At 62.9% G+C, this 15,554-nt stretch carries 14 protein-coding genes; 9 read left to right on the plus strand and 5 right to left on the minus strand.

Annotated features, from left to right (window positions below):
* Positions 1 to 125: 125 nt before the first annotated feature.
* The 5 genes from ACTHN9_RS11705 to ACTHN9_RS11725 all read right to left on the minus strand — a co-directional run bounded on the left by ACTHN9_RS11705 (position 126) and on the right by ACTHN9_RS11725 (position 5,286).
* The gene (locus tag ACTHN9_RS11705) at positions 126 to 1,028 is read right to left on the minus strand and encodes a hypothetical protein (protein WP_440536924.1); all 903 of its coding nucleotides are present in this window, start codon (positions 1,026 to 1,028) and stop codon (positions 126 to 128) included.
* A 29-nt stretch (positions 1,029 to 1,057) separates the two neighbouring features.
* On the minus strand, positions 1,058 to 1,570 hold the full coding sequence (locus ACTHN9_RS11710; protein WP_440536925.1) for a hypothetical protein: 513 nt from the start codon (positions 1,568 to 1,570) through the stop codon (positions 1,058 to 1,060).
* 244 nt (positions 1,571 to 1,814) lie between these two features.
* Entirely contained in the window at positions 1,815 to 3,044 is a 1,230-nt protein-coding gene (locus ACTHN9_RS11715) for a DNA cytosine methyltransferase (RefSeq protein WP_440536926.1), read from the minus strand.
* A gap of 118 nt (positions 3,045 to 3,162) precedes the next feature.
* On the minus strand, positions 3,163 to 4,269 hold the full coding sequence (locus ACTHN9_RS11720) for a porin (RefSeq protein WP_440536927.1): 1,107 nt from the start codon (positions 4,267 to 4,269) through the stop codon (positions 3,163 to 3,165).
* Between the two features lie 537 nt (positions 4,270 to 4,806).
* Positions 4,807 to 5,286, minus strand: coding sequence for a peptide-binding protein (locus tag ACTHN9_RS11725; RefSeq protein WP_440536928.1), 480 nt, complete (start codon positions 5,284 to 5,286; stop codon positions 4,807 to 4,809).
* A 326-nt stretch (positions 5,287 to 5,612) separates the two neighbouring features.
* Between ACTHN9_RS11725 and ACTHN9_RS11730 the strand changes: the two genes are divergently transcribed.
* The 9 genes from ACTHN9_RS11730 to ACTHN9_RS11770 all read left to right on the plus strand — a co-directional run bounded on the left by ACTHN9_RS11730 (position 5,613) and on the right by ACTHN9_RS11770 (position 15,510).
* Positions 5,613 to 6,611 carry a bile acid:sodium symporter family protein gene (locus ACTHN9_RS11730; RefSeq protein WP_440536929.1) on the plus strand — a complete coding sequence of 333 codons (999 nt, stop codon included), beginning with the start codon at positions 5,613 to 5,615 and terminating at the stop codon, positions 6,609 to 6,611.
* Positions 6,612 to 7,048: 437 nt separating this feature from the next.
* The gene (locus tag ACTHN9_RS11735) at positions 7,049 to 8,317 is read left to right on the plus strand and encodes a GGDEF domain-containing protein (protein WP_440536930.1); all 1,269 of its coding nucleotides are present in this window, start codon (positions 7,049 to 7,051) and stop codon (positions 8,315 to 8,317) included.
* 176 nt (positions 8,318 to 8,493) lie between these two features.
* Positions 8,494 to 10,365, plus strand: a complete 1,872-nt coding sequence (locus tag ACTHN9_RS11740) for an EAL domain-containing protein (protein WP_440536931.1) — start codon at positions 8,494 to 8,496, stop codon at positions 10,363 to 10,365.
* 107 nt (positions 10,366 to 10,472) lie between these two features.
* Complete coding sequence (locus tag ACTHN9_RS11745; RefSeq protein ID WP_440536932.1) at positions 10,473 to 11,165, plus strand: aspartyl/asparaginyl beta-hydroxylase domain-containing protein; 693 nt, start codon at positions 10,473 to 10,475, stop codon at positions 11,163 to 11,165.
* Between the two features lie 139 nt (positions 11,166 to 11,304).
* Positions 11,305 to 12,345 carry a LacI family DNA-binding transcriptional regulator gene (locus ACTHN9_RS11750; protein WP_440536933.1) on the plus strand — a complete coding sequence of 347 codons (1,041 nt, stop codon included), beginning with the start codon at positions 11,305 to 11,307 and terminating at the stop codon, positions 12,343 to 12,345.
* Positions 12,342 to 13,778: an AGE family epimerase/isomerase gene (locus ACTHN9_RS11755; protein ID WP_440536934.1), complete on the plus strand. Its 1,437-nt coding sequence runs from the start codon at positions 12,342 to 12,344 to the stop codon at positions 13,776 to 13,778. Before ACTHN9_RS11750 ends, ACTHN9_RS11755 begins: the two co-directional genes overlap by 4 nt.
* Before the next feature lie 29 nt (positions 13,779 to 13,807).
* A complete protein-coding gene (locus ACTHN9_RS11760) occupies positions 13,808 to 14,749 on the plus strand; it encodes a carbohydrate kinase family protein (RefSeq protein ID WP_440536935.1) in 942 nt (313 codons plus the stop codon).
* A gap of 228 nt (positions 14,750 to 14,977) precedes the next feature.
* Positions 14,978 to 15,199 (plus strand): hypothetical protein, encoded by a 222-nt coding sequence (locus ACTHN9_RS11765; protein WP_440536936.1) that lies wholly within the window; start codon positions 14,978 to 14,980, stop codon positions 15,197 to 15,199.
* 65 nt (positions 15,200 to 15,264) lie between these two features.
* Positions 15,265 to 15,510, plus strand: a complete 246-nt coding sequence (locus ACTHN9_RS11770; RefSeq protein WP_440536937.1) for a hypothetical protein — start codon at positions 15,265 to 15,267, stop codon at positions 15,508 to 15,510.
* Positions 15,511 to 15,554: the final 44 nt, after the last annotated feature.

The following is a 15,554-nucleotide window of genomic DNA, read 5'->3' on the forward strand; positions in this document are numbered from 1 at the left end:
ATCACGTTTGGCAAACATGCGTGTACATCCCGCGAATCGGCATCGAGGCAACTTAGTTCCATATCGCATGGTGCGCCAACCACACTTTACCTCCAACCATGCGCACCGTAATAATCAGATAAAAATCAATTGCAAGATTCGACGCTCTTACGCTCAATCCATCGCCTCAATTCCTTTCTATTTGCCATGACATATATAATTTGGCAGTACCCTCCGTCCGGCGACGGCCCAATAACGGTGACATCATCACCTTTTATCAAATAGGCTTTGGAGATTGTCGCCGCCGAAGGCGCGTCAAACAAGTATGCCCTGTCGCTTATTATTTTTCTACCATGCAAACTAAGAATCGGGGCTGAACTCGCGTCAATGCTACCTCCAACGCCAGAGTCAAGAGTAGATCTCAATTTTCGATAAAAAAGCGGGTCATTCTCAGGCTTCACCTTATTCAGCAAACCTTCAAGATTTCGGTAACCAACACTTCCTTTAAACCCGCCCCCTCTCAAAAACAGGAAAGCCGCCTCACCGTAGTGATCGCCCCCGTCCTCGCCAAATGCGTTCGGATTTTTGTTGACCGCCATCAAGACCAAATGATTTATGACATCTCGAGACAAATGCTCGTTCGCGCTGACATCAATGGAGCTTGCTTGGTTACCAATGAGCCCGATATGCACTTTCCCAATGGACCTCAACTCGCCGCCAACGGGGATAACGTAATTATATGTCACATCGCCGTCCGCAGCCCCACAATGATCGACGATCACTAAGACGCCAATCTTGCTCGCACTCACAACGGGACCACAGTCCGTATCATACTTATATACAATAGGAGACGCCGCCCCGCTTATCTTCAGGGTTATTATCGTATGCCAAATCGGCGTTATACCGTCAGAGTCTTTTGCCGGCTCCGCCGTAAAATCACCAGAATACGCCTGACTCGTTGCAAAATTTCCAATCAAGCTAGGCGCACCACTGGCGACAGCGAAGCGCATGCCAACAACGCATAGAAATGCGAAAAATAGCCTCTTCATCTCAGTTACTCTCCGCCAAAATTCTTCCCCTAGCCTGCGCGACCAATTTTACGGCCTTTTCGAACAGAACCTCCCCGATAGCCGGCCCGTGTGGCTGGCATTGAGCCATCTCGATTGCGGCCCTCTTCGTTGGTATCGAAACCGCCACACTCAACACCAACCTGCGCGAGGAAATGCACCTTTCTAAGGCAAGTCGTTATTTCGAATTCATTCATGTAGAGATTCAGCAACGCGAGGAACTCTTGTTTGTCCGTACCGCGTAAGGTCGGGTCAAATGCACTGCAAAACAATCCATTCGACTTGGCTTTATCAGAGCAAACGAAGTCGAGTTCTTTCATCGATAAATCTCTCCCACAGAGACAGCCGGACGCAAAATTTCCGATAAGCCCAATGGGATGAAAGTGCCAAGCAGTCGCCGACGAGGATGGGAAATCCTTGACCGCGGCGACCTGTTGATTCCACCATTGCAGTTTTTGAATCCGTTCCAATTCACTCTGCCAGATCGGTGCCCGTTCCTTCACGATCGGGTCAGGGCTACCCATCTATCCATGCTGCCACCCCATTCACTCTCGTACTTAACCACTAAGTGCGACAAGGCTTCGGCCAACCATGACGTGGTATGAGCTGTTGCGACCTCCTGCGCAGTGATCGTTCCGAACGGGTTGCAAGGCGTTGGGTCCGTTATATGGCGAAGACGCTGCTCAATTTGCACCGACATTTCCTATTGTTTTCAGGTCGTGGAATGTCGACATTAGAAATCACCGAGCGACAGCGCGCAAATCGTCCCTACGCTTCCTCGAGTCGCGCATCGAGTTGATAGAGGTATCCCTTGCCCGTGCCCGGATGCGCAATGTGACTGCCCGCCAAACTCAAAAACTTCATCGGTACCGGCGCGACGGGCTCCGCGGCAGGGCACCGCGCGCGACGCTTCACGCTAAGCAGCGGCAGGCCAGCCAACGGCGCATCGAAAAACTGCCGGCGGATTTCGCGCGCAAGCACCTCGGCCAGTAAACTCGGAACCGCGTTGCCGATCTGTCTCTGAACCTCGATGCGATTGCCAGTGATCCGCAGATCCTTCGGAAAGGTTTGCAGCCGCGCCAGTTCCTCACCGCTTAAGCGCCGATTCTTCCAGTGGAACGGCCCGGTTGCAGGCCCGGGTTGCGCTTGAATGGTCCATGCAGGCCGGTTCTTCGCCAGCTTCAACAAGAAATTCCAATACCTGCGACGCCAGCCGAACAGCGGCAAGCCGCCCATGCGGTCTGTGTGCCATAGGTAGTTCATCCCCTCGGGAATCGACGGCAGCAAATCGGCCCACTTGCCGGTGAGGCTCAAATCGTCCTTCGGTTCTCTCGTTCCGCCAATCGCGTCCCAGGCGGTCATCCAAGGTTCAGCGAAGAGCGAAGCCGGGCCTTCTGGATCGTAGTGAGTCGGAACAGGCGGTACAAACACGCGCCCGTCTCGCGCGCCAATCACGAATACGCGGCTGCGTGTTTGAGGAACGCCGAAGTCGGCAGCGTTGAGGGTGACGACGACGGGACGATAGCTGGTTTTATGGGTCGCGTTGATACGTTCGACGGCGGCGAGAAGTAGCCTCAAGCCCTCGTCCTTGCCGCCGAAAGCGAGCCCCTCTACGTTCTCAAGTAAGAATGCGCGTGGCCGCACGTCTTCGAGCACTCTGAGATATCCGCCCAACGTGCTCGCTCGCGGGTCTTCCAGACGCAAGCTGTCGCCCGATTTCCACCAACCGCTCTTCGAGAACGGTTGGCAGGGCGGACCGCCGATCAGCATATCGACCGAGCGCGCGCGCAGCCCTCCCACCTTCAAGATGTCTTTGGTGGCGGTCTCGAGTAAATCGTCTTCGATGACAGGCCAATCGCGGCTCGCACGGAGGCTTTCGCAGCACTGGCGGTCCCTTTCGAGCGCGACTCGAGTCTCGAAGCCGGCCGCTTCGAAGCCATAGTCCAAGCCGCCCACGCCGGTGAACAGACTCAATACCGAAAACTGCTTTGTCGTCATTATTCCTGTGCGGGAGAACAAAGAATCCCCCCGCCGCAACGCTCCGGTCGTGACAGGCCCGAACGTGACCCGCGAGGCCAAGACTCCCTCTGCCTCGCGCGCCCCATCGACCATCCGCTTAGAACTTCGCCCGAATCCCCGCCCCCACCGTTTGCCCCGTCGACAACCCGCTCAAGCGGTCGTTCATATAAGCCGCGTACAGATCCGTGCGCTTCGACAGCGGATAGTCATACCCGAGCGCCCACGTGCGGCGCGTTTGATCGAGCCCGCCCGCGTCGCGCGAATAGGCGTACGACGCCATCACCGTACCCGGCCCGACCGGCACCGTGACGCCACCCTGCCCGGTGTTCACGTGCCAGCTGCCGCCCGTCAAGTTGTCGTTCTTCGTGTACATGTACTGGCCGTAGAACTTCACGAACTTCAAGTCGTAGCTCGCCCCGAACTGGGCGACGCTCTGGCTCTTGAACGGTACGATCGTCCCGAACGCCGGAACGTTGACGAGATCGCCCGGGCTATTGTTGAAGTTCACGTACTGATAGACACCGGTCGCGGCAAACGGCCCGTGGAAGTACAGGAACTGCGCGCTCCACTTCTTCGCACCGTTGTTCCCGGCTTGGTTGCCGAGGCCGTACATGATGCTGCCCGAGAGGCCGTTATAGTTCGGCGTCGAGTATTGCACCGCGTTGTTCCAACCCGAATCGCCCACCACGCCCGTGTCGGTCCCGTACGTCGCGCCCGTCGGCGTCGCCGTGTTGCCGAGGAACACGTGATACACCATCGGCGAGAACGTGTACGAATCGATGAAGGGGTTGAACAGGATCGTCGAAACGAAAAGATGCGTCGTCAGGCGGCCCGCCGTCACCGTACCGTAAGGCGATTCGATACCCACATACGCATTGCGCGAGAAGAAGCTGTCGCCCGTGAAACGCCCGTAGTTGCCGTTTTGCGGCAGGAAGAAGTCTTCCAACGTGAAGACAGCCTTATAGCCGCCGCCGAGGTCTTCCGCGCCCTTCATCCCCCAGTACGACGTCGACATGCCGCCGCCGCCTTCCACAAACGCGCGTTGCCCGCCTGGGAATTGCTGCATCCCTGCCCACGTGTCGACCTGGCCATAGAGCTGAACGCTCGATTGCGCATGCGCGGCCGTGCCTGCGGCGGCAGCAAAGGCGGCGACGGCCGCCATGCGGAAACTCTTCTTCAGCGCGCGGCTGACGGTGGCTTTCATACGATCTCCTGTCTTTGTCAAAAAAGTGAAGCGTGCGGCCGCTGGGGCGCCGCGGCGCGCCTACGTTGTTCGGGGGCGGATCCATCGTTACGGACCATATTGATGGACAAAATTACGTCCGCTTATTGCCGGTATAGCGATTCGATTAAGCATGCTGCATACGAATGCACGGCTGCCTCGGCACAGTGCGCGAATACCGCCGCATGCACCCGGCGAGCGCACGACCATCGGCCGGAAAGGCGCGCCGGCGTTCGCTCGCAGACTTCGGTGTCGAAACAGGGAGCAATATGACGCACGGCCCGCGGACGACAAAATGTTTTTGTCCGAGGAGTGCTTCGTTGTCGGTGGAATCGGGGATCCGAGTGCAAAAGTGTGGCGTATTTGCATCACACGCCCGCACAGCACCGATGGATTAAACGGGATGGGTAAACGAGGCGACCGGGTTCGCCGAGCCGCGGCGAGCTTTAGCCGCCGCGGCCACCGGCAAGGATGAGAAAAGCGAATGCGAGGACGCCAGCGGCAAGCGCCGCGGGCGGATTAATTGCGATAGACCGACGGCTGCCTCGCGCCGCGCGGTTCGTCGCCGTTCGCATTGGGCGGGCGCGGAACGTGAGTCGCCTCGCGCTCCTCGTTGTAGCGAGCGATATCCGCACGGATCGAGCCCGCCCGCATGTAGGCGTTGCCGCCCTCGCGCGCCAGCGTGCGAGCCTCGTCGCTGACAGGCCGGAACGGTACGGTCGACGGTGCCAGCGCAGGGGCCGGCACTATGTGTGCGCCACCGTGCCCGTACGCGTCCGTCGCCATGACGAACGAGCGGGGTTCGTTACCCCGGGGCACGCGATGCGGCGCGAGCGGGGCGGCGGAACGATGCGGCGCGCCCCAGAATGCATGAGCGTTCGGCGCGGCAAACTGCGCCCGGTAGCCGTGCGGCGGCTGAGCATGGGCGATCGAAGCCGCAGCCGCGCAAAGCGCCGCTGCCGCCCAACGTCCGATGATGTTTAAAGCCGAATCCGCCATGATCGATGCACTCGCCTACCGCCCTATGGGATGCCGTCGCGCACCGGCGCGTCACACGCGCCATCTTTACCGAGCGGTCGTCAGATAAATCGTGCTCCGAGGGATCTCGATGTGTAATTTATGGGTCGCCCATCAAGGTGTCGAGGCAAAAAGTGTTAGGCGAGCGACGCCGTTGTAACTCGGTGTTACCGTGGCGGTTTTGTCTGCGGCCGCGTATTCGTGCGACCATTTCGCCGCACCGCGCATCGTCATTTGCGCCCCGATTTTCCGTCACGGGTTTTGCGCCCGTCGGCGGTTCCATTTCGCAATAAAAGAGAAGTTCGCTTATGCGCCGCCCTCCGTTTCTGGTTCCCGACAATTTCACGCTTGCGCTCGTCGGTACCGTCGTCTTTGCCAGTCTTTTGCCTTGCAGGGGCGAGACGGCCGTCGCCGTTAATTGGATAACCAACATTGCCATCGGTCTGCTGTTCTTCCTGCACGGCGCGAAACTCTCGCGCGAAGCGGTGGTGGCGGGCGCGACGCACTGGCGGCTGCACGTGCTCGTGCTGCTCAGCACGTTCGTGATGTTTCCGCTGCTCGGGCTCGCTTTGAAGCCGTTCGTCGCACCGCTCGTCACACCCGCGCTCTATACCGGCATTCTGTTTCTCTGCACCCTGCCGTCGACTGTCCAATCGTCGATCGCCTTCACGTCGATCGCGCGCGGCAACGTGCCGGCCGCCGTCTGCAGCGCGTCCGCATCGAGCCTCATCGGCATCTTTCTCACGCCCGCGCTCGTGAGCATCGTCGTCACCAACCACGCCGCCACCTCGGGCTCCGGCTGGCATACGGTCGGCGCAATCGTCATGCAATTGCTCGTGCCGTTCGTGGCGGGTCAGTTGCTCCGGCCGCTCATCGGTCCGTGGATCGACCGCAATCGCGGCGTATTGCGCTTCGTCGATCAAGGCTCGATCTTGCTCGTCGTCTATACGGCATTCAGCGAAGCCGTCAACGAAGGGCTTTGGCATCACCTGCCGCTCACGGCGCTGGCCGGCCTGTTCGTCGTCAACGCGCTGCTGCTCGCGGCCGCGCTCGGCATGACGTCGTTCGCCAGCAAAAGGCTCGGCTTCAATCGCGAAGACCAAATCACGATCGTCTTTTGCGGTTCGAAGAAAAGCCTCGCATCGGGCATCCCGATGGCCAAGGTCATTTTCGCCTCGCAGGCGGTCGGCGCCGTCGTCTTGCCGCTCATGCTCTTTCACCAGGTGCAGCTGATGGTCTGCGCCGCCCTGGCTCAACGCTGGTCCGCACGCGAAGATTCCGGGGCGGCCGGTGCCCGGGGGCGCTAGACAAGCCAGGCGCCGGCCCCAGGGGAGCTAGCGTCGCGCGCGCGTACGCACCGCTCCACCGTGGACGGCATGAAATATTGCATTGCATCCAGAATCCCCCTATCTCTCCGATAGAGAAAATCGATTAGGGCGCCGAGTTTTTTGCCGTCCGAAAAGAACTGCCGCCCGGCGGCAAACGTTTGGCGTTTCGAAGATACATAAAAAATGTGAATCCGCCGCCTTTGCAATTGGCTGAACAGCGCCTCGCGTGCGCCTCAAAAGCTCGATCGACGTCCGTCAAAAAGCACCGTATCCCCCCAGGCGACCCTCCGTCGCTCATAAATCTTCTTAAAACCGTTCCGCGCGGCATTTAGCGCTATTAGAATGGCGCCACGAAACGGGGTGCCGATAAGCTGTTTCCGTGAATGCCGAAATTGCACTTCCAAGCGAGACAATAAATGACCAGCGAGGATCGATCTCACGACGGTCGCCATGAGGCGGCGTCGCGCCGCTTGCGGCGCATCCGGGGGCGGCGCGCCAAAACGATCGAGGCGCCGGAAGACAATCTTTCGTTCGAAGACTACGCCGCCCACCGGCTCTGGTCTTTTCTCTGCGCGCAACTCGCGACCGCGCTCGTCGGTTACGTGGTGCTCGTGGCGGGCGACGCATGGCTCGGCAAGCAGCATATGGCGCCCGTGGCGCTCATGGCTGCCCTGCCCGCGCTGCCGATGACGTTGGCCTTGTTGTTCGCTTGGACCCAGGGCAGCGGGCTGCGAGCGAGCCTCGCCGCCCTTGCCTTCATCGCCTCGCTCGAGGCCGGCATCGTCATGCACGCGCTCCAATGGGGCGACGGCATGCTGATCGTGCTGCCGGCCTTCGTTCTGATTCCGTTGACGTTCAGTCCCGTGCTGCTCCGAGGATGGGACTTCCCGGCCGCGGCAATCCTTGCCGTGGCGGGCCCGCTCGCCCTCGTGGCGATCAGCCAGCCGCCCGCGGTCGAACAGTTCGGCGTCGTCTTGTCGATGTTCATCGCCATCTCGACGAGCCTCGTCACGAATCTGTTCGCGCTGCGCTCGCAGAAGAAAAGTTTTCGGCTAGAACGTCAGCTGCGCGCCTTCGCCGATATCGACGAACTCACGCAGCTTCCGCGGCGGCGCCGCATGTTCGAACTCGGTCGCCGGATCTTGCTGCGCGCCGAGCGCGTGGGGCAGCCGTTTTCCGTGCTCTATATCGATGCCGATCACTTCAAGTCCGTCAACGATCGCTTCGGCCACGATGCCGGCGACCGCGCGCTGCAACTGATCGCCCAGCATATCCAGCACAGCATGCGGCCGAGCGACGTCGCCGGCCGCTTCGGCGGCGACGAGTTCGTCGTCCTGCTGCCGGGCACCGACGAGCATGACGCCGCGCGCGTCGCCGAACGGCTGCGGCGCCGGATCGAGGACTGGCGCCAATTCGAAGTCGCGTTGACGATCAGCGTCGGCGTCGCTCAGCACCTGCGCGGGGAGCCGATCGAACGCGTGATCCGGCGCGCCGACGCCGCGCTGCTCGACGCCAAAGGCAGCGGCCGCAATCGCGTCGTCATCGCCGCGCGGCCGTACGAGGTCGCCATGCCGCTCAAGGAAGCCGACGCGATGGGCCGGGCCGACCGCGTGCGCGAACACGTCCGAGGGGACGCCGCCAACGATTCCCTGGCTCAGCCCGGGCGCGAGCCGCTCGCCGATTAGGGCCGCGGCGGCCGAGCCGGCCGGGGGCCCAGTGAGCACGCCGTCTCACACACCCTAGCGAGACCGCATCCAGTCGCGCACCCAATCGGTGCATCGATTCATCGAAAATTCATTCAACTCTCAAGCGTTGCGGTCGATAAGCCGATGGTCCAATCATTCCGGCTTGTAGTCCTGTCATGTCTTTGAGCCAGTCCCCGTTGCTCGACCAACCGAGCGTTGCCGAGCTGATCGCTCGGCGCACGCTGACCGCCGTCTTCCAACCGATCGTCGATTTCGACGGCGGCGCCATTTTGGGCCACGAGGGCCTGATCCGCGGCCCCGCCGGCTCCGCGCTCGAAACGCCCGGGGCGTTGTTCGCGCAAGCGGCCCGCGAAGGGCTGTCGGTCGCACTGGAACACGCGGCGGCACGCACCTGCGTCGCGGCGTTCGCGAGCCTAGGGTGCGAGGGTAAGCTGTTCCTGAATTTCAGCGCCGAAGCGCTCGTCGGCCTGGGCGAGACGCGCGATCGCACCGTTGCTTGGCTGCACGAACACGGCTTGGGGGTCGATCGGATCGTGCTCGAGCTGACGGAACAAGGGGAGATCCCCGACGTGGCCCGGTTCGTCCCGGCCGTGGGCGCGCTGCGCGAAACAGGGATCCAGTTCGCGCTCGACGACTACGGAACCGCCAATGCGAGCATGAACCTGTGGGTGCGATTGCAGCCCGACGTCGTCAAGATCGATCGGTTCTTCATCCACGACATCGCGAACGATCCGCTGAAGTTCGAGGCCGTGCGCGCCATGCAGCATTTCGCCGGTGCGAGCGGCGCGCGGCTCGTGGCGGAGGGCATCGAAAACGCGGCCGATCTCATCGTCGTGCGCGACATGGGCATCGCGTTGGGTCAAGGCTTCTTTATCGGCCGGCCCGCCGCACGGGCGTCGCGCGAATTCGCGCCGAACGCGCGCGAGGCGCTGAGCGCCGGGCATATCGCGGTCTTTCCCGGCGCGACGCGCACCCCCGTTGCCGCCTCGCCTTCCGGCGGCATGGCGGCCGCGAAAATGATCGTCGCCGCCCCCGCGCTGCCTAAAAGCGCCACGAACAACGACGTGCTGGAACTGTTCAACCGCCTGCCGACCTTGCACGCCGTCGCCATCGTGGAGCACGAGCGCCCGATCGCGCTCATCAACCGGCGCGCCTTCATGGATCGCTACGCGCTGCCCTACCACCGGGAACTCTTCGGCAAGCGTCCTTGCATGCTGTTCGCCAACGCTTCGCCGGTCGTCATCGAAAAATCGATGACCGTGGAACAAATGGCCAAGCTGCTCGCCAGCGACGACCAACGCTACCTCGCGGACGGCTTCGTGATTACCGACGAAGACCGCTATGTCGGGCTCGGTACCGGCGAGAGCCTGGTGCGCGCCGTCACGGAGGTGCGCATCGAAGCGGCCCGCTACGCGAACCCGCTCACGTTCCTGCCCGGCAACATCCCGATCAGCTCGCACATCGCCCGGCTCGTCGAGCATCGTGCCGAGTTCCATGCCTGCTACGTCGACCTGAACCACTTCAAGCCGTTCAACGATCGCTACGGCTATTGGCAGGGCGACGAAGTGCTCAAGTTCGCGGCGGCTGTACTTGCCGACGTCTGCGATCCGACGCGCGACTTTCTCGGCCATGTGGGCGGCGACGACTTCCTCGTGTTATTTCAGAGCGAGGATTGGGCTGAGCGCGCGAAGCGGGCATTGCGCGCGTTCGACACGGGGGCGCTGCGCTTTTACGCGGACGAAGACCGCGCCGCGGGCGGGATCCACGGCGAAGACCGGCGCGGCAACCCCACCTTCTTCGGTTTCGTGACGATGGCGATCGGCTGCGTGCGGGTGAGCCCCGACGCGCGCGGCGGCTTGCATTACGGCAGCGAGGAGATCGCCTCCGTGGCGGCGCTCGCCAAACATCGCGCCAAGCAGGAAGCCAGCGGCTTTTTCGTCGTCGACATGGAGGAAGGCGCGGCGCAATTGCATCTGCACGAGCCCCCAGCCGCCACGATGGCGCAGCCCGTCGGCGCGCTCGGCTAACACGCGCCGAAATCGTCTGCCGATGCGATACTGCACCGGTGCTCAGCCGGCGACGCGCCTGAGCGCGCATCCGCGCGCGACGCCGTCGGACGACGAGGATCCCTCCGATGGGACAACTGTACGAAAGGGGCGCGCGCCTCCTACGGCGGCTTTACGACCGGCGGCTGGTCGAGCCCGCTATCCTGGACATCGCTAGCGATTTCCCCGAGGCGGCCCAGTTCGTCGCCGCGCTGCCGGCACTGCGCGCCGAAGCGCTAAGCGTCGCGCGGCGATTCGACGCCATCCCCAGGTTTCACGACATCATGCCCGCACAGGCCGACATCTCAGCCAACGATGCGCGCGACTGGCGCATGTACATCATGCAAGCCTATGGCGTACCCATCCACCGTAATCTCACGCGCTGTCCGACGCTCGCCGCGCTCGTCGCACGCACCCCCGACGTGCTGTCGGCTTCGTTCTCCTTTCTGGCGCCGGCCAAACACATTCCGCCTCATCGAGGGCCATTTCGCGGGATCGTGCGCGGCTATCTACCGCTCGTCATGCCGCTCGATGCGGCCGGCCGCCCCGCCGCCATGCTCACCGTCGACGGCACAGTCCACCGATTGCACGAGGGCGAGTTCATGCTCTGGGACGACACGTTCGAACACGAAGTGCGCAACGCGAGCGATAAGGTGCGCGTCGTCCTGCTTTTAGACATCCGCCGCCGGCGACAGCCGCCCGGCTTGCGGCGTCTGTCGAATTTGATCATCGGCATCGTAGGACTGGGCATCCGCCTCCAGCGCGCCAAAATAGCCGTTTAGCATTTTTACTAAACATCTTTTCATTCAACCTTCCTTACTGCATCGACGCTTAAGGTGAATTCCTAACGTCTGCCCACGAATCGTTCGCCATTTTTACTATACAATTGACCGCATTCTCACCCACCCACTGCGAGCGACGATGGCCACCACGATTCGCGACATCGCCCGAGCGGCGAACGTGTCGATCGGCACGGTCTCGCGCGCGTTGAAGAATCAGCCGGGATTGTCCGAAGCCACGCGGTTGCGTGTCGTCGAAACGGCCCAGCGGCTGGGTTACGATGCGGCGCAGTTGCGCCCGCGCATTCGCCGCCTGACCTTCTTGCTGCATCGTCAGCACAACAATTTCGGCGCGAGTCCGTTCTTTTCGCACGTCCTGCACGGTGTGGAAGACGCCTGCCGCGCCCACGGCATCGTGCCGTCGCTGCTGACGGCGGGGCCGCTCGACGACGTCGCCGAGCAACTCCGGCTGCATGCGCCCGACGCGATCGCCGTCGCGGGCTTCGTCGAACCCGAAACGCTGGCCGCCGTCGCCGCGATGCAGCGCCCGCTCGTGTTGATCGATCTTTGGGCGCCGAACATGCGCTCGGTCAACCTCGACAACGCGGACGGCGCGGCGCTCGCCATGCGCCACCTGTTCGCGCTCGGGCGCCAGCGCGTCGCCTTCATCGGCGGTTCGCTCGCGCACTACAGCATCGCGCAGCGCGCGCTCGGCTATCGGCGTGCGTTCTTCGAGGCCGGCCTGCTGTTCGATCCCTCCCTAGAAACGTCGATCGATGCGCATTTGCCGCCCGACGAAGGTGCGGCGTTAGCGATGCAGCGCTTGCTGGACACGCACGGTCCGGAGCGCACCCCGAACGCCGTCTTCGCCTACAACGACGTGGCGGCCTTGGCCGCGATGCGCGTCGCGCTCGCACGCGGCTTGCGCGTGCCCGAAGACATCGCGTTCGTCGGCTTCGACGATATCCCCGCCGCGTCGCACGCCACGCCTGCGCTGACGACGATCGCGATCGATAAAGAAGCGCTCGGTGCGCGCGGCGTGCAATTGCTGCTGGAAGACACACCCGGAGAGCTAACGGTGCGCCTGCCCGTGAGGCTCGTCGTGCGAGCGAGTACGGCCGGCGGTACGGACGCGCAGCATGCGTTCGGCGGGGCCGGCATTGAATCGGAAACCACATCATGACGAAGCTGCCCAACGCCTCTCGAAGCCCCAAGCCCGCATCGGGCGCCATCCATACGAATACGATGGTGCCGCCCGTCGGCGACTTTCGCGATCGTGCGTTCCTGCTGGAGCACGTGGCCGACACGCTGGCGTTCTACGCGCCGACGGTTCACGACCCCTCCGGCGGCTTCTACCACTACTTCAAGGACGACGGCACGGTCTACAACCGCAGCTCGCGCCACCTCGTCAGCAGTTGCCGGTTCGTCTTCAACTACGCGGCCGCCTATCGCCATTTCGGCGATCCACAATACCTCGAGTACGCACGCCACGGTCTCGCCTTCCTGCGCGATGCGCACTGGGATCCCGAGCATCGCGGATACGACTGGGAGATCGAGTGGCGCAACCGCGAGAAAAAGACGACCGACGGTACCCGCCACTGCTATGGCCTCGCGTTCGTGCTGCTGGCCCAGGCTCATGCGGCGATGGCGGGCATCGAAGAAGCGCGGCTGCAGATCGCCGAGACGTTCGAGTTGATGGAACGCCGCTTCTGGGATCCGGCTGCCGGCCTGTACGCCGACGAAGCGACGCCCGACTGGCACGTGTCGACCTACCGTGGCCAGAACGCGAACATGCACACGACGGAAGCGCTGCTCGCGGCCTACGAGGCCACCGGGCATCTCGTCTACCTCGATCGCGCCGAGCGCGTCGCGACGAACATCGCTCAGCGCCAGGCGCAGCTTTCGCACGGGCTCGTCTGGGAACACTTCCACGCCGATTGGTCGGTCGATTGGCACTACAACGAAGAAGACAGCTCGAACATCTTTCGCCCGTGGGGTTTTCAGCCCGGGCACCAGACCGAATGGGCCAAGCTGCTGCTGATCCTCGAGCGGCATCGCCCGCTGCCTTGGCTGGTGCCGCGCGCCGTGGAACTGTTCGACGCCGCACTCACCCATGCTTGGGACGACGAACACGGTGGCCTATGCTACGGCTTCGGCCCCGACGGCAAGATTTGCGACCACGACAAGTACTTCTGGGTGCAGGCCGAAACGCTCGCCGCGGCGGCGCTGCTCGGTCATCGCACGGGCAGCGAGCGCTTCTGGGATTGGTATGACGAGATCTGGAGCTATAGCTGGACGCATTTCGTCGATCACCGTCACGGTGCCTGGTATCGCATCCTCACGTGCGACAACCGCAAGTACAGCGACGAAAAGAGCCCGGCCGGCAAGACCGACTATCACACGATGGGTGCCTGCTATGAGGTGCTGAACGCGCTCGTCGAGACCAACGGCGACGCAACCGGCGCGCAAGCGTCGGGCGTGCAGGCTGGCGCCGGCCCTAACGGTCTTAATGGTCTGAATGGCCTTGACGGTTTCAACGGTCGCGGCGGGGCGACAGGCATCGGCGGAAACGGAGACGGAAACGGAATCGGCGGCAATTTCGCGAACCGAGCTTGAACATACGATCTATGCAAAATCCAAACGCAATGAGCACGGCCACCGCGACGAAGGCCGAACCCGCCGGATCGCCGGCGGCTTTTCCGCAGTTCGTCAGCGCGGGCGATATCCTCACCGATCTCGTTCGCACGGGCGGCCCGCATTGGCAATCCCATCCGGGCGGCGCAGGCTGGAACGTCGCGCGCGCGGTGGCGCGCCTGGGCGTCCCGAGCGCGTTTGCCGGTTCGATCGGCGTCGATTGCTTTTCCGACGAACTGTATCGGGCGAGCGAAGCCGCCGGTCTCGACTTGCGGTTCTTGCAACGCGTCGAGCGCGCGCCGCTGCTCGCGATCGTTCACGAGACGCACCCGCCCGCGTACTTCTTCATCGGCGACGCGAGCGCCGATTTGGCATTCGATCCCGAATCGCTGCCCGAAGGCTGGGCCGGTGCGGCGCGCTGGGCGCACTTCGGCGGCATTAGCCTCGCGCGCGCCCCGCTCTCGGCCACGCTATCGACGCTGGCGGCCGATCTACGCGCACAGGGCGTCAAAATCAGCTTCGATCCGAATTACCGCAATCTGATGCAACACGGCTATCGCCCGATGCTGGAGACGATGGCGTCGCTCGCGGATTTGATCAAAGTCTCGGACGAAGATTTGCGCTGCCTGTTCGGCACCGACGAAGACGCGGCGCTGGAAGAGCTGCGTGCGATGAATCGGCAGGCCACGTTGCTGGTCACGCGCGGCTCGGGTCCTGCGACGCTGATCGCGCCGGGCGAAACGATCGCCGCGATGCCCCCGCGGATCGAGGTGGTCGATACGGTGGGCGCGGGCGATGCGTCCATCGGCGGCCTGTTGTTCAGCCTCATGCAGCGGCCGGAGCGTCCCTGGCGCGACCATCTGGCGTTCGCGCTAGCCGCGGGCGCGGCGGCGTGCCGGCATGCCGGCGCGCATTCGCCGACGCTCGACGAGGTTGTCGCACTCCTGCAATAGTCCGCGGCTCATGATCGGCTTTTGATTCCCGTGAGCGAAAGCGCCGGGTGAGCGGAAGCGCCGGGTGAGCGGAAGCGCCGGGCGAGCGAAAGCGCCGGGTGAGCGGAAGCGCCGGGTGAGCGGAAGCGCCGGGCGAGCGGGAGTGCCCCGGTGAGCGGAAGCGGCACACCGTCTATCCGCCATCGGCGTGCTAGCATGAATTCATGCGTCCGGACAGGAGCGCCGATCATGGAAGACGTCATCTACACGAAAGGGATCTACACGGCTAAACCGGGCGTGCAAGCGCTGGACGACGGCCGGTTTCAGGGCGTCGTCCAGCTAGCGCGCGACGATGCGACCGAACCCGAGACAACGGTGTACGAAGTCAAAGGTGTCAGTGCCACGGTGTCGGAAGCGCTAGAGGAAGCCAAAGCGCTCGCCCATCAGATTCTCGGCGAACTCGAGTTGTAGTGCTGCGAGCCGGCGAGCGCCTTATTGGAACGGCGCTCGCCGAGGAACGGCGAAGGAGGTTCAAGATGGCCGAAGAGCAATTCGTGTACGGCGTCTATTCGATCCACGTGCGAACCATCGAACTCGAAGGCTCGCGCTGGGACGCCGAGTACGAGATCCGCCAGCATGACAAGCCCGTGCAGCGTTGGACGACGGTAGGCGGCGACGCCGGTTACGCCGACGCCGCCGATGCGATCGATTCCGCGCATCGGCGAGCGGTGGCCGACATCGAGCACGGCGCTGGCGTGCCGAAACCAAGGGCGTTCCCGTAGGCGCGCGTCGGCTCTGCGTGCTACGCTGCGCTCGTTCATGACAC

Origin of the sequence: Trinickia sp. (assembly GCF_051953405.1) — a bacterium.
Lineage (GTDB): Bacteria > Pseudomonadota > Gammaproteobacteria > Burkholderiales > Burkholderiaceae > Trinickia.

Excerpts from the sequence above, each read along its gene's own strand:
- ACTHN9_RS11745 (WP_440536932.1), top strand. The coding sequence starts at position 10,473 with ATGGGACAACTGTACGAAAGGGGCGCGCGCCTCCTACGGCGGCTTTAC.
- ACTHN9_RS11715 (WP_440536926.1), bottom strand. The coding sequence starts at position 3,044 with ATGACGACAAAGCAGTTTTCGGTATTGAGTCTGTTCACCGGCGTGGGC.
- ACTHN9_RS11710 (WP_440536925.1), bottom strand. The coding sequence starts at position 1,570 with ATGGGTAGCCCTGACCCGATCGTGAAGGAACGGGCACCGATCTGGCAG.
- ACTHN9_RS11755 (WP_440536934.1), top strand. The coding sequence starts at position 12,342 with ATGACGAAGCTGCCCAACGCCTCTCGAAGCCCCAAGCCCGCATCGGGC.
- ACTHN9_RS11770 (WP_440536937.1), top strand. The coding sequence starts at position 15,265 with ATGGCCGAAGAGCAATTCGTGTACGGCGTCTATTCGATCCACGTGCGA.
- ACTHN9_RS11725 (WP_440536928.1), bottom strand. The coding sequence starts at position 5,286 with ATGGCGGATTCGGCTTTAAACATCATCGGACGTTGGGCGGCAGCGGCG.
- ACTHN9_RS11740 (WP_440536931.1), top strand. The coding sequence starts at position 8,494 with ATGTCTTTGAGCCAGTCCCCGTTGCTCGACCAACCGAGCGTTGCCGAG.
- ACTHN9_RS11705 (WP_440536924.1), bottom strand. The coding sequence starts at position 1,028 with ATGAAGAGGCTATTTTTCGCATTTCTATGCGTTGTTGGCATGCGCTTC.
- ACTHN9_RS11765 (WP_440536936.1), top strand. The coding sequence starts at position 14,978 with ATGGAAGACGTCATCTACACGAAAGGGATCTACACGGCTAAACCGGGC.
- ACTHN9_RS11720 (WP_440536927.1), bottom strand. The coding sequence starts at position 4,269 with ATGAAAGCCACCGTCAGCCGCGCGCTGAAGAAGAGTTTCCGCATGGCG.
- ACTHN9_RS11750 (WP_440536933.1), top strand. The coding sequence starts at position 11,305 with ATGGCCACCACGATTCGCGACATCGCCCGAGCGGCGAACGTGTCGATC.
- ACTHN9_RS11730 (WP_440536929.1), top strand. The coding sequence starts at position 5,613 with ATGCGCCGCCCTCCGTTTCTGGTTCCCGACAATTTCACGCTTGCGCTC.
- ACTHN9_RS11760 (WP_440536935.1), top strand. The coding sequence starts at position 13,808 with ATGAGCACGGCCACCGCGACGAAGGCCGAACCCGCCGGATCGCCGGCG.
- ACTHN9_RS11735 (WP_440536930.1), top strand. The coding sequence starts at position 7,049 with ATGACCAGCGAGGATCGATCTCACGACGGTCGCCATGAGGCGGCGTCG.